The 22616-nt window shown below is 59.4% G+C and carries 20 protein-coding genes and 3 pseudogenes; 9 read left to right on the forward strand and 14 right to left on the reverse strand.

The features are described from left to right. Nucleotides 1–16: 16 nt before the first annotated feature. From AWB69_RS31380 to AWB69_RS31400, 5 genes are all read right to left on the reverse strand, one after another. Nucleotides 17–859: an ABC transporter permease gene (locus AWB69_RS31380; protein ID WP_062090718.1), complete on the reverse strand. Its 843-nt coding sequence runs from the start codon at nt 857–859 to the stop codon at nt 17–19. Then, a complete protein-coding gene (locus tag AWB69_RS31385; protein WP_062090719.1) occupies nt 856–1632 on the reverse strand; it encodes an ABC transporter ATP-binding protein in 777 nt (258 codons plus the stop codon). Before AWB69_RS31385 ends, AWB69_RS31380 begins: the two co-directional genes overlap by 4 nt. Nucleotides 1633–1657: 25 nt before the next feature. Further along, the gene (gene oxlT, locus AWB69_RS31390) at nt 1658–2941 is read right to left on the reverse strand and encodes an oxalate/formate MFS antiporter (protein WP_062090720.1); all 1284 of its coding nucleotides are present in this window, start codon (nt 2939–2941) and stop codon (nt 1658–1660) included. A 114-nt stretch (nt 2942–3055) separates the two neighbouring features. Further along, a complete protein-coding gene (locus tag AWB69_RS31395) occupies nt 3056–4666 on the reverse strand; it encodes a gamma-glutamyltransferase family protein (protein ID WP_062090721.1) in 1611 nt (536 codons plus the stop codon). Between the two features lie 127 nt (nt 4667–4793). Further along, entirely contained in the window at nt 4794–5567 is a 774-nt protein-coding gene (locus AWB69_RS31400) for a GntR family transcriptional regulator (RefSeq protein ID WP_062090722.1), read from the reverse strand. A 190-nt stretch (nt 5568–5757) separates the two neighbouring features. Between AWB69_RS31400 and AWB69_RS31405 the strand changes: the two are divergent. After that, nucleotides 5758–6493 (forward strand): annotated as a pseudogene (locus tag AWB69_RS31405) (IS6 family transposase). A 224-nt stretch (nt 6494–6717) separates the two neighbouring features. Here the strand turns inward: AWB69_RS31405 and AWB69_RS31410 are convergent. After that, entirely contained in the window at nt 6718–7101 is a 384-nt protein-coding gene (locus tag AWB69_RS31410; RefSeq protein WP_062090723.1) for a hypothetical protein, read from the reverse strand. A 247-nt stretch (nt 7102–7348) separates the two neighbouring features. Between AWB69_RS31410 and AWB69_RS31415 the strand changes: the two genes are divergently transcribed. The 3 genes from AWB69_RS31415 to AWB69_RS31425 all read left to right on the forward strand — a co-directional run bounded on the left by AWB69_RS31415 (nt 7349) and on the right by AWB69_RS31425 (nt 9068). Further along, entirely contained in the window at nt 7349–7789 is a 441-nt protein-coding gene (locus AWB69_RS31415) for an Hsp20/alpha crystallin family protein (protein WP_062090724.1), read from the forward strand. A 23-nt stretch (nt 7790–7812) separates the two neighbouring features. Next, a complete protein-coding gene (locus AWB69_RS31420; protein WP_062090725.1) occupies nt 7813–8220 on the forward strand; it encodes an Hsp20/alpha crystallin family protein in 408 nt (135 codons plus the stop codon). Nucleotides 8221–8504: 284 nt separating this feature from the next. Then, nucleotides 8505–9068 (forward strand): Hsp20/alpha crystallin family protein, encoded by a 564-nt coding sequence (locus AWB69_RS31425; RefSeq protein ID WP_062090726.1) that lies wholly within the window; start codon nt 8505–8507, stop codon nt 9066–9068. 309 nt (nt 9069–9377) lie between these two features. Here AWB69_RS31425 and AWB69_RS31430 read toward each other — a convergent pair whose 3' ends face one another. Further along, the gene (locus tag AWB69_RS31430) at nt 9378–10490 is read right to left on the reverse strand and encodes an OmpA family protein (protein ID WP_231937296.1); all 1113 of its coding nucleotides are present in this window, start codon (nt 10488–10490) and stop codon (nt 9378–9380) included. 141 nt (nt 10491–10631) lie between these two features. Next, nucleotides 10632–12803, reverse strand: coding sequence for an ice-binding family protein (locus AWB69_RS31435; protein ID WP_331712701.1), 2172 nt, complete (start codon nt 12801–12803; stop codon nt 10632–10634). A gap of 572 nt (nt 12804–13375) precedes the next feature. Here AWB69_RS31435 and AWB69_RS31440 point away from each other — a divergent pair. The 3 genes from AWB69_RS31440 (at nt 13376) to AWB69_RS46165 (ending at nt 15383) form a co-directional block, all read left to right on the forward strand. After that, nucleotides 13376–13864: a hypothetical protein gene (locus AWB69_RS31440; RefSeq protein ID WP_062090728.1), complete on the forward strand. Its 489-nt coding sequence runs from the start codon at nt 13376–13378 to the stop codon at nt 13862–13864. 410 nt (nt 13865–14274) lie between these two features. Further along, nucleotides 14275–14721, forward strand: a complete 447-nt coding sequence (locus AWB69_RS46160) for an RcnB family protein (RefSeq protein WP_075644020.1) — start codon at nt 14275–14277, stop codon at nt 14719–14721. A gap of 254 nt (nt 14722–14975) precedes the next feature. Beyond that, on the forward strand, nt 14976–15383 hold the full coding sequence (locus AWB69_RS46165; RefSeq protein ID WP_075644021.1) for a hypothetical protein: 408 nt from the start codon (nt 14976–14978) through the stop codon (nt 15381–15383). Nucleotides 15384–15484: 101 nt separating this feature from the next. Here the strand turns inward: AWB69_RS46165 and AWB69_RS31455 are convergent, their stop codons facing one another. From AWB69_RS31455 to AWB69_RS48855, 5 genes and pseudogenes are all read right to left on the reverse strand, one after another. Next, nucleotides 15485–15991: a DUF421 domain-containing protein gene (locus AWB69_RS31455; RefSeq protein ID WP_062090731.1), complete on the reverse strand. Its 507-nt coding sequence runs from the start codon at nt 15989–15991 to the stop codon at nt 15485–15487. Between the two features lie 52 nt (nt 15992–16043). After that, complete coding sequence (locus AWB69_RS31460; protein ID WP_062090732.1) at nt 16044–16637, reverse strand: ParB-like protein; 594 nt, start codon at nt 16635–16637, stop codon at nt 16044–16046. Between the two features lie 369 nt (nt 16638–17006). After that, the gene (locus tag AWB69_RS31465) at nt 17007–18005 is read right to left on the reverse strand and encodes a Clp protease/crotonase-like domain-containing protein (RefSeq protein ID WP_197500364.1); all 999 of its coding nucleotides are present in this window, start codon (nt 18003–18005) and stop codon (nt 17007–17009) included. Nucleotides 18006–18426: 421 nt separating this feature from the next. Next, on the reverse strand, nt 18427–18978 hold the full coding sequence (locus AWB69_RS31470) for a type 1 glutamine amidotransferase domain-containing protein (RefSeq protein ID WP_062090733.1): 552 nt from the start codon (nt 18976–18978) through the stop codon (nt 18427–18429). Between the two features lie 140 nt (nt 18979–19118). Then, nucleotides 19119–19459: pseudogene (locus AWB69_RS48855) on the reverse strand (chemotaxis protein). A gap of 162 nt (nt 19460–19621) precedes the next feature. Here AWB69_RS48855 and AWB69_RS31480 point away from each other — a divergent pair. After that, a pseudogene (locus tag AWB69_RS31480) lies at nt 19622–20348 on the forward strand (DNA topoisomerase IB); the annotation flags it as partial. A 729-nt stretch (nt 20349–21077) separates the two neighbouring features. Here the strand turns inward: AWB69_RS31480 and AWB69_RS31490 are convergent. Next, a complete protein-coding gene (locus AWB69_RS31490; RefSeq protein WP_062090735.1) occupies nt 21078–21551 on the reverse strand; it encodes a PRC-barrel domain-containing protein in 474 nt (157 codons plus the stop codon). Between the two features lie 944 nt (nt 21552–22495). Here AWB69_RS31490 and AWB69_RS50905 point away from each other — a divergent pair. Next, nucleotides 22496–22570 carry a DUF2934 domain-containing protein gene (locus tag AWB69_RS50905; RefSeq protein WP_075644025.1) on the forward strand — a complete coding sequence of 25 codons (75 nt, stop codon included), beginning with the start codon at nt 22496–22498 and terminating at the stop codon, nt 22568–22570. Nucleotides 22571–22616: the final 46 nt, after the last annotated feature.

Below are 22616 nucleotides of genomic sequence, written 5' to 3' on the forward strand. Positions count from 1 at the left end.
GTGATTGACTAGTCGTTCAAACTTTCAGCGTGTTCGCATTCGATGCCTGGCGCCACGGCAGCAGCCGGTGCTCGATGAGGTCGATCAGGAAATAGAGGACGAAGCCGATCGCCATCAGCACGAAGAGCCCCTCCCATACCGTGTTGAGGTCGTACAGGCTGGAGGCCGTGAAGATCATGTGCCCGAGTCCGTGTTCGGACGAGATGAACTCGCCGACCACCGCTCCAACCAGACCGAAGCCGACGTTGATGCGAAACGTCGAGATTACATACGGCAGCGTGGACGGCACGACCACTTTCGTGAACACATCGTTCTTGTTCGCGCCGAGCGTGACCAGCAGTGCCTGGAGGTCGGGATCGGCGTCCTTCGCCGCTTCGTATGCCGCGATCAGCGCGACGATGGCAGTCAGTGAGATCGCCAGCGCGACTTTCGATATCAGCCCGGTGCCGAACCACAGGATCACAATCGGCGCGAACGCGATTTTCGGCACGCTGTTGATCGCGACGATGAACGGCTCGATCAACCGCGCGACGAACGGCGAATACCAGAGCGCGAGACCGCATAGGGAGCCCACCGCCGTGCCGAACACAAAACCGAGAATGGCTTCGAACAGGGTGTAGCCGGTATCGACCAATAGCTGGCCGGAACGGAGGTCGCGCACGAGCGCATCGAGGATCTTCGCCGGCGAGCCCACCAGGAAATTCGACACCCAGCCGAGCCGCGCGGCACCCTCCCAGATCGCGAAGAACACGACCACGGCGGCGAGTTGCAACAGAGAGCGGCCCCAGCCGCTGTCGAGCGCCCATTTCTGGGCAGGTGCCTTTTGCGCCGGCTGCGTAATGGAAGCGGATTGCGTCATGCTGAGCCCACCTCGGTCTGGATGTCGAGTTCGCCGCACAGGGCGTGGAAGTAACCCGAGAAATTCGGATCACTGCGGGCACCGATCGGCGAACGCGCGGCAATCTCGATGTCGTAGATCTTCTTCACCTGCGACGGCCGGCCACCGAGCACGACCACGCGTTTGGACAACGCCACGGCTTCGTCTATATCGTGTGTAACGAGCACCACGGTTTTGTGGAAGGTCTCCACAGCTTCCATCAATACGCCTTCCAGATAGAGCCGCGTCTGGTAGTCGAGCGCGGAGAACGGCTCGTCGAGCAGAATGATGTCCGGATCGTTAATGAGCGTGCGGATCAACGCCACCCGCTGGCGCATGCCGCCCGAGAGCATGCGCGGATAGGCGTTCTCGAAACCGGCGAGGCCATAAGTGTTGAGGTATTCCATCGCCGTTTCCCGTGCCTGTGCAATCGGCATGCGGGATAGTTCGGGACCAATCAGCACGTTCTGCAAAACCGTCCGCCACGGCAGCAACAGGTCGCGCTGCATCATGTAGCCGACCTTGCCTCGCAAGCCCTCGACCGCCTGCCCGCGATATACGATGTCGCCGCTGTCTGCTTCCAGCAAGCCGGCGATCACGTTGAAGACCGTCGTTTTTCCGCAGCCCGACGGACCGATGATGCTCACGAAATCGCGTTCGTTGATATCGAACGTAAGGCCTCCTAATACATCTACCGTACCCTGTTTATTCGAAAACGATTTGCGGATGTTACGCAATGCAAGCTGGACTGACATGCGAATTCCTGAGTGTAGATTCAGATCATGCGCGCTGCGCGGCCAGGAAGCGGCCGCGCATCGGTTTGAGAACGGCAATCGCGAGCACGGCGGTCACTATGTCGAGCGTAATGGCCGTGCCGAACACCGGCACCCAACTGCCCGCATGCTGGTGCATCAGCGCAGCAAGCGGTCCACCAAAGATCGAGCCGATGCCTTGCGAGATGTAAAGCCAGCCGTAGTTTTCCGTGGCGTGGCGCGTGCCGAAGGTATCGGTGAGCGTAGATGGAAACAGGGAGAAAATTTCTCCCCAGCCGAAGAACACTACGCCGGATAGCAAGACGAACAGGACTGCGTTATCGCGCGTGATCAGCCATAACGCCATCGCGATGCCTTCCAGTCCGAAGGCGAAGCACATGGTGTTTTCACGGCCGATCCGGTCCGATACCCAGCCGAACAATGGCCGCGTCAACCCGTTCGTGAACCGGTCGATGGTCAGGGCCAGCGGGAGCGCCGCCATGCCGAGCACGAGGACCTTGGTCACGCCAAAATCGGCAGCGAACGTCGCCATCTGCGATGTCACCATCAGGCCCGAGGTCGACATCATGGTCATCATCAAAAACATCAGCCAGAAGATCGGGTTCTTCAGCGCCTGGGACGGACGCAGGTTCGGAACCGCGGTTTGCGTGGCGCTAGCCGCAACCGAATCGTGCGAAGGCGGCACGCGCAAGCCTTGCGACGCAAGCAGCCCGACCACCGCAAAGGCGATGCCGAAGCTCAACATGGTGGCATCCACTCCTCGCGCCGCCAGCGACGAAGCGATCGGAAACGTCGTGACGATCGCACCCATGCCGTAACCGGCTGCGACCGCGCCCGCGGCGAAGCCTCGCCGATCAGGAAACCAGCGCACCATCAACCCCACCACGCCGACGTAGACAATGCCCGTCCCCAAACCACCGACCACGCCGTAGGTCAGGTAGAGCATGAGCGCGCTCTGTACCTGCGATGCCAGCACCCAACTTAGCCCTGACATGACGGTTCCGATCGAGATCAAAAGCCGCGGCCCGAAGCGGTCGATCAGCTTGCCCTGGAACGGCGAAAAGAACGTTTGCAGGATGATCAGAAGCGAGAACGTCACTTGCAGTTCAGGCAACGCGATGCCTAATTTAGCGGCCAGCGGCTTGGTCATCAGCGTCCAGACGTATTGCGGACTCGAAATCGCCATCATGCAGATCAGGCCGAGGCCGAGCTGAAGCCAGCGGTTGCGCGTCGTGGCGGTCGACAGGTTCTCGATACCCGGGGTATCGATAGCTTGCGAGCGAGTGGTCATGGTACTTCTCCGTATCTAAGACAGCCGTCATTCGATGCGCGGACGGGCCGCGCCGTCCGGTCGCGAGGGCCGGACTCGTTTGCGTTATTCACGTTGTCGGGAAAATGAGTGCCTCTACCAGCCGGCCGCCCCACCGTCGCTACGTGGGTCGTAGCCCGCCTCGAGCAATCCGTCAGGATACCGAATGATTGCACCGGCATGTCCCATCGCCTCGTCATAGGCCTGCATCGTTTCTACTTCGTGGCCAAGCGCTTCGAGCGCCGCCGCCGTAGCGGGCGCGAACCGAGCTTCGAGCTTGAGCGTGTCAGTCGTCTGTCCCCAGGTGCGGCCGAGCAGCCAGCGTGGCGCATCGATGGCCGCCTGCGGATTCCAGCCGAAATGAGCTATCCGCGAGAACACCGCGCTCTGCGATTGCGGCTGCCCGTCGCCGCCCATGTTCCCGTAGACCATCGTGCGTCCGTCGGAAAAGCGCGCAAGCGCCGGGTTGAGCGTGTGGAACGGGCGACGGCCGGGCATGAGCGGATTGAGCGCTTGCGCATCGAGCGAAAAGCTGCAGCCGCGGTTCTGCCAGTTGATCCCCGACCTTGCCAGCACGACACCACTGCCGAACTCGTGATAAATGCTCTGGATGAAGCTCACCGCCACCCCGTTTGCGTCCATCACACCGAGCCAGACGGTGTCTCCCGGTCCGAGACCGCGTCCCCACGGCGCGGCTTGCGTCATCGAAACGCGCGCGGCCATCGCGTCGAGTGCAGCGGGATCGAGGAGCGTGAGCGGGTCGATCAGCATGTGATCGGGATCGGTGATGTGTTGATCGCGAATGCCGAATGCGAGCTTGGTCGCCTCCACGCACGCGTGCACGAACTCGGGGCCGAGCGGGTCCATGTCTTTCGCCAGCACCCGGTCGAGGATGCCGAGGATCAGCAGCGAAACCAGGCCCTGCGTCGGCGGTGGCATGTTGTAGACCGTGCCGAGCGAGTGCACGAGCGCAAGCGGCGTGCGCAGGGAGGCTCGATGCCGTTCGAGATCCGCAAGTGTCAGCAGCGACCCCACCGACCGAAGATCGCCCGCCATACTGCGCGCCAGATCACCGCGATAGAAATCCTCAAAACCGGCATCGGCGAGTTGTTGCAGCGCGGCGGCGAGGCGCGGCATCGCGAAGCGCTCGCCTGCCGCCGGCGTGCGTGCATCGGGCAGGAACGTATCAGCGAATCCGGGGATCGACTGCAGTTCCGCGCGTGTGCCCGCAACACATTGCGCCTGGCTGCGCGTGACCGGAACGCCATGCTTCGCGTAATGGATGGCGTCTTCGAGCAGGCGCGCGGCCGGCAGCGTGCCGCCGAGCGTCTCGTTCGACCAGCGCTGCGCAAGTTGCCAGCCGGACACCGTTCCCGCAACGGTATTCGCGGCCAGCGGACCGCGCGTCGGAATGGCCGTGAGCGCGCGCGAGCGATATTCGTCGATAGTCGCCGCCAGCGCCGCCGCGCCGCACGCCTCGATGCCGACTGGCTCGTCTCCCGGGCGCGAGATCAGCCAGAAACCATCGCCGCCGATGCTGTTCATGTGCGGATAGACGACCGCGATGGTCGCGGCGGCGGCGATCATCGCCTCAACGGCGTTGCCGCCCTCGCGCAACACGGCGAGCGCGCTTTGTGAAGCCAGAGCATGGGGCGCGACCGCCATGCCCCGCGCGGCACTTGCGGAATTAGGGAAGTCAGGCGACATGCTGGATCGACAGGAATGTGCTTGTATACATACTTGTCGACCTGCGAAAACCATGCCAGGCAGGGCTACGCCCGCGACTGTCGGCTACACGGGGCTCGAACGGCAGGCGTTCACGCGCGTCACGTCGCTAACTGGTGCGCCGTATCCGTGGTGGTGCATAAGGGCCGCTCGCCGGCTTCATCGCGGTGCGCGCGCTTTGCAGCCGATGGACCGTCAGGCTGCGCACTTCGGCCTGGCTGCCCTCGATGTGCAGCGCGATAAGCGTAGCGCTTTGCTCGGCTTCGCCGTTTCGGATAGCGCGGAGGATGGCAACGTGTTCGTCATAGGTGTCGTCGACGCAGTCGCCGTAGACGAAATCGAGCCGCCGCACGACGCGGATACGGTCGGTAACGCGCTGCATCGCGCTGGTCAGTTCTTCGTTGCCGGCTGCGACGACGAGCGCGTGATGGAACGCTTCGTCGAGCGCGGCGACCTGACGGCCCTCGCGCAAACGCCGCGGCAATGGCACCTCCCACACTGGCTCGAGCTCGTCGAGCATGTGCAGGACGACGTCGGATAGCGGCGCTGCTTGGCTCAAAAGCTTGCGGATGGCGAAGGTTTCGATCAGCTTGCGCATCTCATAGAGATCGTCGAAACGTTTGAAATCGATCGGTACGACCTCCCATCCGCCCCGGACATAGCCTTGCATCAAACCATCGGTTTGGAGGCGTTGCAGGGCTTCCCGCGCCGGTGTGCGCGAGACGTTGAAACGCTCGGCGATGCCGCCTTCGGTTAAGCGGTCGCCGGGAAGCAAGCGCATCTCGAAGATGTCATCGCGCAAGCTGAAATAGACATGCTCGGCGCGCGAGGCCGAGCGACTGGTCGCTGGTAGCGAGAACGGGTCAATGAGAATGTCGGACATGATGCCCGAAGCTTAGCAATAAAAACTCGCCACGAGAACGGGCGTTTCCCGCGCGCCGCAACATCAGAAACAAGCGGCCGTCGCGCATCTTCCCGCTGCAATCTGCATGGTCAGCAGGTCAGTCGGTTTTCTGCCTGACCGCTTCGAACGGCTTTGTCACGTTGCTGGGATGGTCGCGTAAGATCGTCCGATGAAGAATCCTAAATCGCTTTATCACGGTCATCGGTTTCCCGCGCCGGTCATCAGCTGCGCTGTTCGGTAGTACTTCCGGTTTCAGTTGAGTCTGCGCGACATTGAAGAGTTGCTGTTCGAGCGTGGGGTGATCGTCAGCTATGAGACGGTCCGGCGTTGGTGCGATAAATTTGGCGCGGGCTTCGCGCATCGCGTCAAGGCTGCGCGTCGCAAGCCCGGCACAACATGGCATCTGGACGAGGTCTTTGTGACGCTGCGCGGCGAGCCGTATCTGCTGTGGCGAGCGGTCGATCAGCACGGCGCCGAGCTTGATATTCTGCTTCAGAAGCGTCGCGATAAGGCTGCAGCCAAGCGGTTTTTCAAGCGCGTGCTGGCCTCCTGCCCTGAGGCGCCGCACAAAATCGTGACTGATCAACTAGCGTAGCTATCCGGCGGCAAAGGCCGAGATTCCCGAACTCGAACACGTCAAGCATGTCTTCATCAGGGCCAGTGCTCGGCTGAACAACCGGGCCGAAAACTGTCATCAACCTACCCGTGAACGCGAGCGCCGCATGCGTGGCTTTCGCGATCCGGAACGCACCCAAGTGTTCCTGTCTAGCTTCGGCCCGATCAGGCAGCACTTTGCGCTCAAGCGACATTTGCTTCGCGCTTCGCTCTATCGTAAGCAACTCGGCGAACGCTTTGCCGCCTGGCATCGTTTCACCGAATTCACCCAGGGTCCGTCTGCTTTCTGAAAAGCTGTCGCGGTCTTGCGTTAGTGCGTCGCACCTCCTTCAACGTGACAATGCCGCTCAGCGGCCACCGCCGTAGCCGCTGAGCCGGCGGCCAGGACGACCGACGCCACCTGTGAGCGTTTTTCTATGATGCTGCTCCCATCTGGCTGGACGGTTTTGATCCAGGTCGTGGCCGGTGTACTCCTTCGAAACTGCCGTTGCGGCTCAATGCAATTACCCGACGATCACTGGATTGGCGGCACAACGCCCAGCTTCTCCGCGAGCATGCGTTCATACACGCCGAAATGCAGGTCGACTTCCTCCTGGCTGACCGTCGTCACCGTGATGTTCACCTGCTCCGGCAGCAGACCGTGCACCACCGCAATCGCCGCTTCCAGTTGCGGCGCACACACGCTGTCTTCCATCAGGGTCGTGCCGACGGCGATATCGTAGGTCTGTTCCTGCTGGAAGACGATCTCGACCAGCCGCGCGCTAGCACTCATGTTGTTGTCGATCGCCAGCCTCACGACCTCCGCCACGCTTCGCATTGTTTCAGTCGGAAAGCCTCTCGTCGCGCGCAGCCTGACGCGGTGTCTGCCCAGCGTGTGCCAGTCCGAATTGAATTCCATGGTGTCCTCCGCCTGGTCGTTGCGATGCACCGCGACAATAGGGGCCGGCGGGCGATTTTCAAGACCGGAATTTCACCACCACGCATTGAAATTTTCGCTGTAGGGCCTATCTTAGATTTCGCTCAGGCAGACGCGCTAGTGACATCAGGCGCGCTGCGTGTTTCGATTTGTTTGCCAGCGGCCTGGCAGGCGGACTGGAGCGCGTAGGCCCGTTCGCCTCCATGCTGCATTCAAGGAGGATACGACCATGAGTGATCTCTATTCCGGAACCGATCTATTCAGCGAATTCGACCGTCTGCAACGCCAGATGGAGAGTCTGTTCGGCGGCTTGCCGTCCAGCATCCGTTCCAGCCGCTTCGGCGCCTTCCCGCAGATCAACATCGGTACGACGGACGACTCGATCGAGATCGTCGCGTTCGCCCCAGGCGTCGATGTTGCCGGGCTCGATGTAGCGATCGACAAGGGACTACTTACGATTAGCGGCGAGCGCAAGCCTGCGCAGTCCGATGCTGGCGATGACACCCGCACCTATGCGCAGGAGCGCTTCATCGGCGCTTTCCGCCGCGCGATCGAACTGCCGCAGAACGCCGACCCAGACAAGATACAGGCGCGCTATACCAATGGCTGCCTGTCGATCAGCGTCGGCAAGCGCGAATCGTCGAAGCCCAAGGCCATTACCGTCCAGTAACGCAGCCATCTAAGGAGCAAGCCATGAACGACAAAACCCAAATTGCTGAGCGCGACCAGGAAGCGATAGCACGACGCGAGGGCAACCAGCCGGTACGGCGGATGACGCTCATGCCGGCCGTGGACGTGTTCGAGGACAGCCAGGGCATCACGCTGTGGGCGGATCTACCAGGCGTCACGAAAGAGAAGCTCGACGTGAAGGTGCACGACGGCAATCTTTATATCGAAGCTGAAGCGGTTGTGCCGACACCCGCTGGTTTGCGGCTGCAGCACGCCGAGATTCGTGAACCGCGTTTCGCGCGGGCGTTCTCGCTGAGCCCGGACTTTGATACATCGAAGATCTTTGCAAACCTGCAGAACGGCGTGCTGAAGCTGACGATTCCGCGGCGCGACGAAGCACGGCCGCGACAGATCGAGGTGCAGACGAACTGAGCTGGAAGACCAGTAACGAGGACAGGAGAAAAAGCGGTGGCGGCCGCGAGGTCGCCACCCTTCGGTTCGTGGAGGCGCGGATGCTGGCTGCCTGGCATCTGCCGCCCTGGTATCTGCCGCGTTACGCCCGACGGTAACTGGCAGTTGCTGACGCGCAGCGCGAACGGTGACGCCAGGCGGACGGTGGCCACTCGGGGAGCGCCAGGCACGTCCACAGAACCGTTGCGGTCGAAGCGCAATGACGGATATCCGGATTTTTCTGCTAGACCATCGAGGAGCATAAGATGAACGCCGACCTGAAAAAGTGGAACCCCTTCAAATTTCTCCGCGGTTCAGGGCGCAAGCCCGATGCCGACAGTCCCCAAAATCCGTCGGCGAGCGATCCGTGGCGTGCTGGGTGGCCTGACATTGCGCGACTTTTCTCCCGCGATCCGTGGCGTGCGATGGAGGATTTCTTTCACGATCCGTTTGCAGCCCGCGGCTCGCTCGAACGATGGTTTGGCGACTTCAGCTCATCGCGTTTCCAGCCGCGCATCGACGTGGTCGACGAGGGGAAGATACTGCATGTAAGCGTAGAGCTGCCAGGCATGGAGCGGGAGGATCTGACCGTCAGCGTCGAGGACGGAGCGCTGGTGTTGCGCGGCGAGAAAAAGCAGGATGTGCACAGCGAGGAAGACGGCTGCTATCGGCTTGAGCGCGCATATGGGGCTTTCACGCGTACGATCCCAATGCCGGAAAACGCCGATCCCGACCACGCTCTCGCAAAGTTTGACAAGGGCGTGCTGACGTTGACTGTGCCGAAACAGGAGGCGCTTCGATCCGCGAGCCACACGATCGATATTGGCTAGCGTTGGGCGGCGACGTTGCGCTTGCGAGGTGAATGAATGGGAGTAGCTCGGTCGTTAGCTCAGTTGGTAGCTCAGTTGGTAGCTCAGTTGGTAGAGCAACGCACCCGCACGTGCTCTACGACCGCGGCCGGCTTGCTGTCAGCGGCGGAAAATGATGCATCTGCTAGAAGACTTTGAGCAATGCCAGTAGAGGCCTAGCCGGGGTCGTTCGCCCCGCGTCGCATGGCGCCCCCATTCAAGTTCGCCGGGCAGCGGCGAGAATATCGATTTGCATGATGCCCCCCGGACGTCCGGGAGGCGCATGTGAAGCTACCGAATGCCAGTCGCTTCGACTTCGACGCGGCGATCCGGCGCGAGACAAGCGATTAATCGCTTGGTTGCTTTAGTGCCGCGGCACTCACCGGGCTTCGTAACCGGATCCGAGCCGTCGACTCCGCGGGCCGATACCTTGCTGGTGGAAATCCCTGAGGACTGCATCAGAGCGGTCTTAACCGCTTCAGCACGACGAGTCGAAAGGTCCAGGTTATACGCACTGGGACCAAGTCGATCAGTGTGTCCAGTCACTTCGATAGCGCCGAAGTTGCCGCCTCGAAGCTCTGCGGCCAGCTTATCCAGGGCCTGTCGACCTGAAGAGCTCAGCGTCGCCTTGTCGAAGTCAAATAAAGAATCTGCCGAGAGCGTCACCTTCTTTGCAGGCGGGGGAGCCGGCACAACTGCCACCGGTTCCGGCGCAGGACCGATCGGTTCCGGAGCCGTTGGTGAAACCGGTTGCGATTTTTGCCCGAACCTATAGAGCAAGCCGACCGAGACAAGGTCGATGTCGCCTTTGTTGCCCACGGCGTCGTTAATGCGGTAGCGTTCCACTTCTCCGCGCATTGCCAGCGCTTGTGTGATCTGGTACTGAAGGCCCACGCCGAGCTTATAGTTAAAGCCTCGCTTGCTCGGGCTCGGATCGAGCGCTCGAACGGCTCCGCTTCCGCTGAACGAGTCGCTAGCGTTAGCGTAAGTTGCGCCCACCCGGCCGAAGACAGAGAAGTTTCCAGTGATTGGCAAAAGGCCAACCGCGTCGAGATTTCCGCCTTTCAGCTTCAGGCTGCCGTCCAAATTGCCGGCGGGTACTGTAGTTGCATGAAAGCTAAATTTTCCCAAATCGAAGTATCCGGCTTCGAGGGCGAAATACCTGTTGAACTGGTAACCGCCAAAAATCTTGTAGCCCAGGTCGCGTTCGTCATTGTTGATCGAGCTCGTAGCGAAACCGCTAGCCTGCAGTCCGCCGCGGATTCTGCCATCGTCGATCGTTGCATGCGACTGACCAACATTCGCGCCACCATACCAGCCTGAGTCCTGCGCCGTGGCGATCCGGCTACCGATGACGGTGAGCGCAATCAGAACCACTTTCACCGAAACCGCTATTGTCTTCAAGATTCTCTCCAGGAGAATTGACGCGCTGCCAGATGCCGCATCAAGGCCGCGTCTGGACATGTTGTGAGCCCTATAGCACCCGATCACTATTCCGAACGGGTGTAGAGACAGCCCAAAAATGACAGGGTTGTTTGTTCGTGCTTATTGACCTGGGACGTTGATGACGGTGTTCACTAACGTCACTGACGCTCCCAAGGAGATCAATCGGCCGTTGACAGTCACGACCGCTGCGTTGCCCGCGGTCGAGACCGTCACGCCTGACTGGCTAATAACCGTACCGGCGAACGTCCCGCCTCCGGCTCCGTTGATCGTGGCAGCGGTACCGACTTGCCAGAACACGTTCTTGGCTTGCGCGCCATTGGTGAGGATGACGCTTTGGGGACTACCCGGGCCACCCACAGTCAGCGTGGTTGCCATCTGAAAGACCCAGACTGCGTTGGCATTGCCTTGGCCATCGAGTGTTAGCGGACCGCCCGTGATTCCGAATGAGCCCGCGGCCGCGGTGTACACACCCGGAGTTAGCACGAGGTTGGCCAAATTGCCGGCGCCGGGATTGGGCCCACCGGGCATTGCTACGAGCGCGTTATACGCGGCACGCGCGTCGACACTCGCCTGCGTCGCGATAGCAAAGGTTGCTGCGGTTCCTTCCGACGGGCACTGAATTGTCGGTGGGGGCGCTGCCGTGTAGATCAGGCCGTTCACTAATCCCTGATTCAGCGTCGTTTCCGTGTAGGTGCATCCCAGCCCCGAGTCATGGAAGCCTGTAACTGCGGTGGAAACGGCAGTAGTGCCGATGTCACCATTGATTGTTGTCAGCGTGCCCGAGTTGGTCATCCCGGCGGATCCGCCATAGGTTCCAAATGGAGTCACTGCGCCGAGCGAGACAGGCGCCAAGCAAGCGGAGCTTGCAGGGGCGGTTGTAAACGTCCAGGCAAAGTCACCGGCCAATACGTTCGCGGGCACCGCCAATGTAGCCACGCCGCTAACTCCGCCCTTAATCGTCGCCGTGTAGCTCGCGCCACTGCTTAGCGGGGTAAGCGGCGTGAACGTGGCGATGGTTCCGGTGGCAGCATCGAGCGTCACCGAGCCTGCAATGACAGGCGCTGAGCCAGGCCCGGTCACCAGGAAGTTAGCCGCATTGACCTTCGTGGGGTCCATCCGAACACCAGCAGGCAGGCTAAACGTCGCGTTGACGCTCGAGTTTCCGCAGACCGCGGCGCCAGGCGACGGGCTGACGGACAGTACCGATATATTCGCCGGCGTTGAGGGCGATGAAGGCGTCGTCGGCGGGGCTACTGTGGAGGTTGTAAAAGTCCACACATAATCACTTGACGCTGGCAGTGCCGCTTGGTTTCCGGCGAGCGCGTTGCCAGCAAGGTCCGTCGCCGCGGCACTCACCCTTACGGTATAGGTAGCACCTGTAGCAAGCGCCCCGACTGGTGTGAACACGACAGTCTCGCTGCCGACCGCATAGCTTACGACACCAGCGGGCGACGAGCAGGGCGCCGCGCAAGTCACCGTAACGCTAGCCGCGTTGAGCGTGTTGGAGGACATCTCCTTGCTGAACACCGCGCTGATCGCCGTGTTCACTGGCACACCCATGGTGGAACCGGTATTCGCCGTCGCCGGCATAGTCAAAGTGACCCTCGGTCGCGTCAAATCAGCAGTCGCGCCGGTTGTAAAATTCCAGACGAACGGGTTGAGCAATGCGAGCCCGGTTGCCACGCTTTTCGCGCCGGTGATCGTCGCTGTATAGCGTGTCAATGGCGCAAGCGTGGTCCCGGAGCCAACCGAAAACGTGGCATTGCTGCCGGTCGCGTCAAGCGCTAACGTACCTGCCGGATTGGAGCAAGGTGCGGCGCACGTCACCGTAAATGTCGCAGCGCCGGTAAGCGGGCTAACCGGCTCACTGAAGGCGGCGGTGATCGAACGCACGTTGATTGGTATCCCGGTGGCACCGTTCGCCGGCGCGACGGCAGTTATCGTGGGTGGTGACAGCGGCGTATTACTGCCGACGCCGCCCGTACCTAAAATGCCGTCCCGGCCGCTATTGCCGCCGCCACAACCCGCCACCAAGACGCTGAGTACCAAGGCGCCGAGCCAGGGCCTGAGGTAGAAAGCGCGTTTCGAACTTACCATTCCAATCCTTTTCGCCCGTTTGGCCATTGCATCCACAGGATGAGCACGGCTTTTCCGGACACAGTGTTTGACACCCAGCGGCAGGGAACAATTTGTAATATCTTTTAGATGGCCGGAGTATCGTCTTCTGGCTCTGCGCTGTACATGCTTATTTCTTTGCATCCCTGACAACATTCAAAACTGTTGTTTCCATGCGGATCATCAACTCAACTATCGACTCACCAACTCATCAATCGCGCGAAAAACGGTGGATATTGCCGATAGCTGGAGCACTCTCGAACCAACAGAGCTATTTGACCGAATGCTGCTTTATCACGGGACAAGGCGGGGGTGGACTTTCCTGCCCAGCCGACTGAGTGCCGCACATATGCACTTGGAGTTCCTCGCAGACTGCGTTAGCAAAAACACACGCACGCGGTCCCCTAACAAACAGCTATACCACTTTAGAAATTAGTATTCCTCTCAACTCCGCATCGGATCGAGCCAAGTTCTTTAGCCCGACGGAACCTCCTTGTGCATATTAGTTCGTAGTGCCGTGATCCGTTCGGTAATTGGTTCCACGGTTACCTTAAAAGTGTTCGTGTGTCGGTAATTTTTGCGAAAACGAACTAGTGCTATAGGAATGGCTGCGAGGCGCAAATGGTTACATTTGTTCTTGGAGCAAACGGTCAACGCTTGTCACTAAGGACGCGTTATCAGAGACAGCACCGCGTTAATCGGCCGTCGCACACTAAAGGATCTAAACCATGAAAAAGATTATCGCTGCTCTCGCCTCCGCCCTTCTCGTGTCGACCGCTTTCGCACAAACGGCGGCGCCGGCGAGTGCAACAACGGAGACGGGCAAAGCCCAATTGGAGGCAAACCATAAAAAGGCCGACGCGCAAAAAACGGCCAACGAAAAGAAAGCAGACGCGTCTCAGGATGCTGCGAAGGCCCAAGCGTCTGCTAATGAAGACAAGACTTCAGCGCAAGCCGATGCCGACAAGGACGCCGCGAAGGTCGCAAAGGCAGACACCCCCAAGGAAGCCTCGGCCGCGCGAGTCGAGGCAATGAAATCGCAGAAGAAAGCGAACAAGAAAAAGAGCGAAGCCCAGGCTAAAGCAAATGCGAAGAAGCAGGACGCAAACAAGGACGCTTCTGTCGCACAAGCCAAGGCCGACAAGGCAAAGGTTGAGGCACAAGGTGATGCAAACAACACAGCCGCCGACGCGAAGGTTGACGCAGCCAAGAAGTAATTGACCAATGGCAGGGAGCGTTCAATGTGGATGCCCCCTGCCTCGCACTCAAGAACTCGGATGGTTCACGTTTCGATCTCGTCCTTTGATGCGGTTTCAAAGATTCGTTCGCACGCTTTCGGAGACCACAATGAAAATAAAATTTACCCTGGGTTTTGCAGCTTTAGCACTAACGTTGGCGACAGGTCAATCGCACGCAGCTGGATGTCTAAAAGGCGCGGCAGTTGGTGGCGTTGGTGGGCACTTTGTCGGCAGTGGTCACGCGGTATTGGGCGCTGCCGGCGGGTGCCTGGTCGGTCGACACATGGCCAACAAGAAAGCCAAGGAAGATGCTGAGGCGAGAAGAGACGCACACGTGGCACACCAACCGGCACCCGGCGGCTAGACACCTTCTTTCAGAGAGTTAAAGCATGAAAACGAAAACTGTTGTGCTGCTCTTGGCCGCAGCCTTAACTGCTGCACCGCTGACCGTATTCGCGCAAGAATGGCATCCGTCCTCGGCAGGTGGTCCCGAGAATCACGGCCGCCCCTATGATCAAAACGGGTATGGCGACCAGGCGCATTCTGGCGATCGGGGCAAGTCTGGTGATCAACGTCGCCCTGACGAGAACGGTTGGCACGGTGGCGAACAGGCTGATAATCGCCGCGGCGGCCCCATCCCGCATCTGGATTGGCACAAGGGAGATCGGTTGCCCAACGAATACCGGGATCGAAATTACATAGTGGATGATTGGCGCGGGCATGGACTTCATCAGCCTCCACGCGGGTATCACTGGGTTGGTGTCGATGGAGACTATGTCCTCGCAGCGGTGGCGACCGGTGTCATCGCAAACATTCTGCTCTCACCGCAGCGGTAGCTGCGCAAACAAAATCTTTAATCCGCCAGCTCAATATGGTCCGCTGACGACCAACACGAGAGAGTGAATTATGAAAAGAACCATTGCCTTAATACTGTTGGCCGTTTGTCTCGGAAGCGCGTTGGGCGGTTGCATCTTTGTGCCCGAAGGCGGCTACCACGATCACGGGCATGACCACGACCACGACCGCTATTAACCGTCCCTGACGCGCTCGCGCATTCACCTGCTCAACATTACGCATGACAAGGAAAATTATGAGCATCTCACGCAGCCGCAGGTTCGCAATGACACTGGTTGCCGGTCTCGGCGTAGGCTTATCGTCCGTTGCTTTCGCCCACGTCGATGTTGGCGTAAACGTCGAAGTCCCCGGTGTCGTCTACGCACCTGAGCCAGTCTACGCCGCGCCCCAACAGGTGTATGTCCAACCTCAGGCCGCTGTTGTCATTGGTCCGGGCTGGTATGGCAACAGGTACTACGACGGGCGTCGTTATTGGGAGCGCCGGGAGTGGGAAGAACGCCACCGGAACGACCGGGAATGGCATGACGCACGAGACAATCGCGGCGGACCTCGAGATGATCGGGCTTACGACCACCAACGCGGCGAGCAGCGAGGTGACCGGCACTACGACCATGAAAATGACAATGGGCGCGGTGACCATTAACACGCGCGATATGGGTTGTCGCGGTCGACCTGCCGGAACCCTGGATGCTTGTTTTGTAGCTCACCGGTTACTGGGTAGATTCCGCCGGAGCTAGACGCGCGTCATTTGCGATGAGCGCTTTCGCGTTTGCGAATCAGACTCACTTGCCCATTGCGTTCAAGAATGGCCGACTGCACGTCTTCAAGGTCCAGTGAGTTAAGTTCTTGGCGCGCCGTCTCGAAAACATCCGTTCTTGTGATGAGGGCGGCGGACATTTGCCTGCTATTGAACTGGCCATCCTTATAGACTTCTCTTTCGACTCCTATCACGAGCGATTCCAGCCACCGCGATCGGACGCAAGTCCACGCGAACGCTCCATGTAGGAGCACAATCACCAATGACGCCATAAAAGTCGGGGTGGCCGGCGATGCTGCGACTATCACCCGACTCAACGTTGCGCCCAGCAGTATCGCGACCACATAATCGAAAGGAGAGCGCTGGCCAAAAGACCGCCGGCCCGATATGCGGATTAAAATCAACGCCGCGAAGAAGACCACGACTGCACGCATCGCCATCTGTAGCGAGCCAAGGTCCTTGCCCTCGCCGAATATCGCTATCAGAACGTCCATTTCTCTGTTCCTTCCCGGCTTCGCGGCCAGAGCTTAAATCTTCTACGACTACTCAGTCCACGGGTCCGAGGTAGCCCGGGAGACCTAGCGCTATGTCGCTTTTTGCCAATTTGATTGCTTTCTTCACCAGCGACTCGAACTCGTCATCGCTATTCGGTCGGGGCAGGGTGCAACGGAACAGGTCAGCCCATCGAAATTCTTCTAGGGGGACACTCGTCTTTTCGTAGCCGCCAGCGTCACGAACCGACGCCGCGAGGCTTCGGAATTCGTCGTCGGCTAGCTCCCATACGTGCTCTGGCATTTCAGAAAATGGCCGGCGCCGACCCTCCGCGTCGTATGGGTAAGTCCATCGGTTGTTTTCCATGGTCTGCCAGAAATCTGCTTGCGGAAGAAACGACAGGTCTCTGACGAGGACAAACGGAACAGACTTCACGTTTGCACGCCAAAGTGCCGCAGCAACGTGATGGTGGTCAATCGCAAACGGAGCACTGTTGGGGCCATACACGACCGGTATAGGCCTTTCGGCGATAGCCATTTCCAGTTCGTGACCGGACAGCGCCTTGTACTTCTCGGTTTTCTCGCGCACCTCCCGCATGCCGTGTGTCATTTGGGTCGGGCGTAATCGGTCGATGCTTAGCATCTTCATCATTGACTCCAATCCCGCAAAACCAAAGCAAAGTGAGGCAACCGACTCGAGAGGTCTCGGAATCGTAAACCGGATACGCATCGCATAACACCCATAAGCACGCGGCGTGCCGCATCAAGGTCGACGTCGCCTGCTACGGCCGATGAACCGCCACTGGACGTTGCCGCTGTAGGGCACGACCGGTGTTTCGTTCTGGTCAAGCACGACAATCTCTAAGCCAGGGGGCAGTCGCTCTGCGGCGGGTGCAAGTCTTTTCAGCTCAGTCAGACGTCGATGGTGATGAACCGCAATCCTCCTTATCGGTCTCGGCGACAGTCGAGTTCGATACTGTCATCCAAGGCACGGATGGTCAAAACCCGCTGCTGTCGCTTATCGCGGCGTTCTATGCAGTTCGTCACTGGACGTGACGGCGTGTCCGTCGGGAATCCAGCGCAACTTTGGTGCTATCGCGCTTGCCTCAAACCACAATTTGATGCCAAAGCGTACGCGGTTGCGAAGGTGTGCAGCCAATACCGCACGCCAAAAGCGGTTCGTGTTGACGTCCGAATAACGCGATTCACGTTCGATCAATGCCTTCCCGTCGGGCAAGTGAACAAAGCAACAGTTCTCGAACCATCGCAAATCGCGATGGGTGTTGCCGCTCCAATGTCGCCCGATCGCCTGATAAGCGCCAAGCTCTACAATTTGCTGCCCTTCGTCAGCAAGCGTATTGAGCGCGGCGGAGACAAACGACTCGTCACCGTGATGTTGCAGGTGTGCGATTTCGTTGACATAGCGTTCACAATGCGCCCGAGCGACTGGCACCAATCTCTTCAGAAACGGCAGCGTGCTCACGAGGAACTCACCGCCATACCAGCGTGGGTTACGCAAATGCCGGCCAGCGACGATCTCAAGATCCTTAATCACACGGGCGCTGCCATAAGCGGGAAACACCTGGTCCGAGATATCGAATGCGCCCACTCCGACGTCGGCACAGCGCTCGAGTAGCTCATCGGCCAGCGGCCGCATGGCGACGATGTCGGAGTCGAGTAGCATCAGCAAGGTTTCGGGCGCCAGCATCCCCTTCACTTGTTCCAACAGGTCGAGCTTGAAGTGCGCTGCATAGAAGCCCGTGTCTCTTGGGATATTGATACTTGTGGCCAGACGATAAATCAGCGGACGTCGCGCTTCCGGGACGGTGGCAAGGCACGAGATAACGGCGTCTGGCATATTCGTAAATATGCGGAGCCGCGGCATGCCAAAATGCAGCAAGGTCTTATTTAAGCAAAGTGCCTGATGCGCGTAAGAGAGCGGATCTGTGCTGGTGCTGTTTGGGCTGGCTGCTGCCGCGATGTCTATGAATACCAGAGTACAAGGAAAAATTTCCATTAGGTGGTCTTTAAGATTCTTATGCGAGAACTTGTTACGGATTTGAATCGGCAAATGCTTAGTCAGGATGAGAGGTATCCGCCGCACGTATCCGCCAAAATGCTGGCCGAATGAGCCACCCGCGCGGTGGCACTGGACGCGCTTTCGAGCACAACAGTTGCGCTAACCCCGCGTCTTATAAAATTTATCGGTCTCCGAATTATTACCGGCTAACCCCGGTGCTTAGCTCGGCCGCGACGAGATAAGGATAGTCGCAGGTTGCACGACTTCGGAACGGCCCAAGCTGTGCGTCCGCACAGCATTCGGTTCCAGTCTATGAGGCGCAGGCCCCTCCCTGGCCGACGTATTCACCGAAACGCCGCGGATACATGCGGCGCAGCGTTTCAGAGTGCATGCGTGCGCCTTATTTTCCACATGGCGCTCATGCAGCCCTGCGCCTCTCCAATTGCGCAATCAGCGTTTTGTTGAAGGCTGGAAGATCGTCAGGCTTGCGGCTCGTGATCAGATTGCCGTCTTCGACCACTTCCTTGTCCACCCACGTGCCGCCCGCGTTGCGAATGTCGTCTTGCAGACTCGGCCAGCTCGTCACCGTGCGGCCCTTGATAATGCCTGCGGACACCAGCAACCACGTGCCATGACAGATCACGGCGATCGGCTTTTTCGCGCTGTCGGCAGCTTTGACGAAAGCCTGGGCCTGCAGCAGCAACCGGATCGCGTCGCCGTTCACCACCCCGCCCGGCAGAACGACTGCATCGTAGTCGTCGGCGCTCGCCTTGTCGAAAGTCGAATCGACCGCGACTGCGTCACCCTTATCGACATGCTTGAAGCCCTGAATCTTGCCGGGTTTTGCTGAAATCACGTGCACCGTTGCGCCAGCGTCGGCCAGCGCGCGTTTCGGTTCAACCAGTTCCGCCTGTTCGAAGCCGTCGACTGCGAGTACCGCCACCTTGTAACCATTCAGCGTGTTAGCCATGTGTTTTCTCCTTCAACGTAGATGCAGGGAGCGCACGCCTGACACCGTATGTTCCCTTCGCCCCCTGCTTAGTTCGCAACGATATGCCCACGCAAAACCGCGCAAAAAGCGACGCTCCATTTGCGTGGCCGGTAGGGTCTTTACCGACCTGCCGGGTCCTCGTCGAGGCCGTCATCATCGGCGGCCAATGGGTCGTCGACTCGATCTGGTTCAATGTCGGCGTCGTATACCAGCGTCGAATCGCCGTCGGCCGCAGCCCGCTCGCCTGTGCCTGAGCGGTCCGTGTCACTGCCGAGATCCGTGTCGCCAGTTTCGAGCGCGTGGTTGTCCAGTTCTGAATCGACATCAAATTCATGACGCTTCGCACCGGCGACATCGCTGCCGCTATCGGACGAATCGCTCGGACCGAGCGCGCCTATCGTTCCGCTGGTTTGCTTCACTTGCTGTTGCGGTTCCTCGTCGGATTCAGCGTGCTGCTCATGGCGCTCTCCTTCATTTATCCAGTACCCGTTGCGAGCCGTCGCAAGGACTGTTCCGCCCGCGCATTCCCGCGGCGCACGGTACGCGCGCCGGGCGCCACCATTGCTTCAAGCGAGACACCGGCACAATCCGCGCCTCCCGCTTGAAATTTCTACCTGCAACGATGGCTGCCACGACCGGCCCGACCCAGCGCCCCATATACAACATCTCCCAGCAAGCTGCCCCTGCCGTGATGCCGCCCGGTCTGCGGCATTCGGACGACACCAGGCCCGGCTACACGCGCAGGCGTGAAAAAGATGGCTTCGCATACTTCGACGTGAGCGGCGAACGCATCGATGACGCACGCGAAATTGCTCGCATCAACGCTGGCCACCGGCCGTGACGCGCGCGGCCGCAAGCAGTACCGCTATCACCCGCGTTGGCGCGAGACGCGCGGCGTCAACAAATACGAGCGCATGGCCGCGTTCGGCCGCGCGTTGCCGAAGATCCGCAGACGTGTCGCACGCGACCAGAAGTTACCGGGCATGCCGTGCGACAAGGTAGTCGCCGCAACCGTGCAGTTGCTCGACACGACGCTCATCCGCATCGGCAGTGTCGAATACGCACGCGATAACCAGTCGTATGGACTGACGACCTTGCGCAAGAAACATCTGAAGATCGAAGCGGCCCAATTGCGCTTCAGGTTCCGCGGCAAGAGCGGCATCGATCATGACGTCACGATGGACAATCCGCGCGTCAAGCGCATCGTGCGGCGCTGTGCCGAATTGCCGGGCCACGACCTCTTCCAGTATCTCGACGAAGACGGCACACGCCGCACCGTCGGATCAGCGGACATCAACGACTACCTGCGCTGCGCGAGCGAAGCGGATTTCACCGCGAAGGGAAGTCGCGAGCGGCGCGCAAGGCGGCCGATGCGAAAACCGTAATTTACGCAGCGCCCACCTTTCGTCTTCACGACCCTCTTGGCCGGGCATTCTTTCCGACTTGGTGGGCCATCAAATGCAAGGCTACATGGGGCGACCCCTCCGGGAGCGGTAGCGTTCCCTTCGGGCCGGCTTATCTCACGGCTGAAGCGGTTCGGCGTTCGGGCGCGCCGCGTTGCCGTCGGCAAAGACTTGTCCGGGTAAAGAATCATAATCGGCTGGCTCGGTCCGGACGATCTCGCCCAACATTCTTACGAACGCATCAGCGTCTGTTAACTCGGCGACTAACACCCGAGCGGTGCGCAAAGAGATGACCCCCATCGGGGCAGCGTTTGACCGTCGTCAAGGATGAAAGCGAACCGATGCACTTCCGAGGAGTCGGCCCCACTGGGCTCTGCGTCGTGCGAAAGAATTGTCGCTTTCACATAGGCGGCCCGAATCATTGTTCGTTATTGTTTAGCAACGGGCCTCGTGCTAAACGAGCATACTCAGTACACCATGTTAAGAGAGCTCTATAGTGCGAAACTTCCTCAACCGCTGTACCCCAGCAAGTCGAGCGATGGACATTTCTTTGCACTAAGCCAGCCGTCGCACCTGCGTTCCGGTACGTCTGGGCCACCGCGGGACAACTTGGTGGCCCAGACGCTTTATCGACCGGCTGGTCTTGTGGCTCGGACGGCTTACTTCTGCCGGTTTTCAGTGCTCGAGCGGCCTAACGGCAGGGTCATGCTCCACCACGTCCTTGGTCGCTTGCCAGTACGGTTGCCGATTGTAGTAGCTGTGCGTTGAAGTTCCCCAGGTCTCATCTGCCATAGACGGCCAGTGGTCCTTGTCGAAACCTGGGTCGTCCTTCAGACGTTGCGCTGCAATGTCGACATAGAAGCATTTCTCCGCCGTGTCCAGAGTCAACGCATTCCACGGAATGGCATGTAGTTTAGACCCCATCCCGAGGAAGCCGCCCTCGGACAGGACCGCATAGGCAATGCGCCCACCACGGACGTCCAGCATGATGTCTGAAATTTTTCCCACATGCTCGCCGTCCGACGACATCACCTTGTTCCCGTCGAGCGTCGCTGCTGCCATGATGTCCGGCCCCGGCCCTTCGCCGATGCCACCGCCAACGATGTCGGCGCCGCCTCGGGTGCCACCTTGCGGGTTGATTGAGCCCATGATTCACCTCCTTAAAAAAAGTTGAAAAAAGTTGCCCTTTTAAATGCGCAAACAGCGTACCCGAGCTGTCGGCGGTACAGAATGCCGAGTTCGCGTCAGACGTATCTCGTTGGGCGACTCGATGTCTACCCTCCGGTCTGACTCTGATTTCCAGGAGCACGCTCATCGGTATCCGCTCCTCTTTTCCAAGCGTGTTTAAACACTTCCTTGTGTCTCCTGCTCGGCCATTCACATTTCGCAATCCTCTTTATCTGCATTATTAACCTCGACCTGGTCACAACCAGTCATGGCGCAAGCAACGCTTCCGTTGGGAGGCTTCTTGGAAGCGCCAAGCGTTGATAGGAGTCGTCCCGACCTTGGCGGGGAGCCTCACACTTTGGGCCGCGGTGGCATAGCGATTGCGACGGATATACCACGGGATGTGCCTGTTGCGCCACTCTCCGGTCATGGGTAAAGGAGACTATTATGCGAGTCGTCACAAAGAGATTATTGGTATCAGCGTTAATTTTGGGGGTTTACGGTGCCGCTTTCGCACAGGGTGCAGGCGCTGGTGGTGCCGCTGGTACGGGCGGCGCCGGCGGCACCGCGGGAGGCAACGGCGCTGGACAAGGTGGAACGGGAATAGCGACGCCAAATGGAAACGGCACTACCGGTTCAACGTCGGGGACGTCGGGTTCGAGCACGACGGGAACGTCGTCAGACCGTGCGCAGCCGAAAATAAATACGGGGACGATGGACGCTCCCGCCTCATCAGCCAGCGGAATAAAGAAACCCTATTGACAGCGGTGCTGGGGCCAACTGCGGGCCAGCGTTGACTAACTCAGTGGTGGTTTGCTCAAATGCTGGAAGCTGACGCGCGCCGTCTGAATCAATCCGCTCTTACAAGGAGGGAGAGATTTTTTTGACGAATCACTGTACCTCGAACTGAAGAACGCGATTCGAATATTCGTCTTCACAAGAGGGCCTACTTTCTTTGGGAACAAGACGAATGCCCCGCCGGCTGTGCAGACGAATACTAGAATTTTGTCCCTTGATTGCGATTTCTTCACCACGCCATTTTACGTG

The sequence above is a fragment of the Caballeronia udeis genome, from assembly GCF_001544555.2.
Classification (GTDB): Bacteria; Pseudomonadota; Gammaproteobacteria; order Burkholderiales; family Burkholderiaceae; genus Caballeronia; species Caballeronia udeis.

Bases quoted from the DNA above. Each gene is read 5' to 3' on its own strand.
- AWB69_RS31380 (WP_062090718.1), bottom strand. From the start codon at position 859: ATGACGCAATCCGCTTCCATTACGCAGCCGGCGCAAAAGGCACCTGCC.
- AWB69_RS31385 (WP_062090719.1), bottom strand. From the start codon at position 1,632: ATGTCAGTCCAGCTTGCATTGCGTAACATCCGCAAATCGTTTTCGAAT.
- oxlT (WP_062090720.1), bottom strand. From the start codon at position 2,941: ATGACCACTCGCTCGCAAGCTATCGATACCCCGGGTATCGAGAACCTG.
- AWB69_RS31395 (WP_062090721.1), bottom strand. From the start codon at position 4,666: ATGTCGCCTGACTTCCCTAATTCCGCAAGTGCCGCGCGGGGCATGGCG.
- AWB69_RS31400 (WP_062090722.1), bottom strand. From the start codon at position 5,567: ATGTCCGACATTCTCATTGACCCGTTCTCGCTACCAGCGACCAGTCGC.
- AWB69_RS31410 (WP_062090723.1), bottom strand. From the start codon at position 7,101: ATGGAATTCAATTCGGACTGGCACACGCTGGGCAGACACCGCGTCAGG.
- AWB69_RS31415 (WP_062090724.1), top strand. From the start codon at position 7,349: ATGAGTGATCTCTATTCCGGAACCGATCTATTCAGCGAATTCGACCGT.
- AWB69_RS31420 (WP_062090725.1), top strand. From the start codon at position 7,813: ATGAACGACAAAACCCAAATTGCTGAGCGCGACCAGGAAGCGATAGCA.
- AWB69_RS31425 (WP_062090726.1), top strand. From the start codon at position 8,505: ATGAACGCCGACCTGAAAAAGTGGAACCCCTTCAAATTTCTCCGCGGT.
- AWB69_RS31435 (WP_331712701.1), bottom strand. From the start codon at position 12,803: ATGTTGTCAGGGATGCAAAGAAATAAGCATGTACAGCGCAGAGCCAGA.
- AWB69_RS31440 (WP_062090728.1), top strand. From the start codon at position 13,376: ATGAAAAAGATTATCGCTGCTCTCGCCTCCGCCCTTCTCGTGTCGACC.
- AWB69_RS46160 (WP_075644020.1), top strand. From the start codon at position 14,275: ATGAAAACGAAAACTGTTGTGCTGCTCTTGGCCGCAGCCTTAACTGCT.
- AWB69_RS46165 (WP_075644021.1), top strand. From the start codon at position 14,976: ATGAGCATCTCACGCAGCCGCAGGTTCGCAATGACACTGGTTGCCGGT.
- AWB69_RS31455 (WP_062090731.1), bottom strand. From the start codon at position 15,991: ATGGACGTTCTGATAGCGATATTCGGCGAGGGCAAGGACCTTGGCTCG.
- AWB69_RS31460 (WP_062090732.1), bottom strand. From the start codon at position 16,637: ATGAAGATGCTAAGCATCGACCGATTACGCCCGACCCAAATGACACAC.
- AWB69_RS31465 (WP_197500364.1), bottom strand. From the start codon at position 18,005: ATGGAAATTTTTCCTTGTACTCTGGTATTCATAGACATCGCGGCAGCA.
- AWB69_RS31470 (WP_062090733.1), bottom strand. From the start codon at position 18,978: ATGGCTAACACGCTGAATGGTTACAAGGTGGCGGTACTCGCAGTCGAC.
- AWB69_RS31490 (WP_062090735.1), bottom strand. From the start codon at position 21,551: ATGGGCTCAATCAACCCGCAAGGTGGCACCCGAGGCGGCGCCGACATC.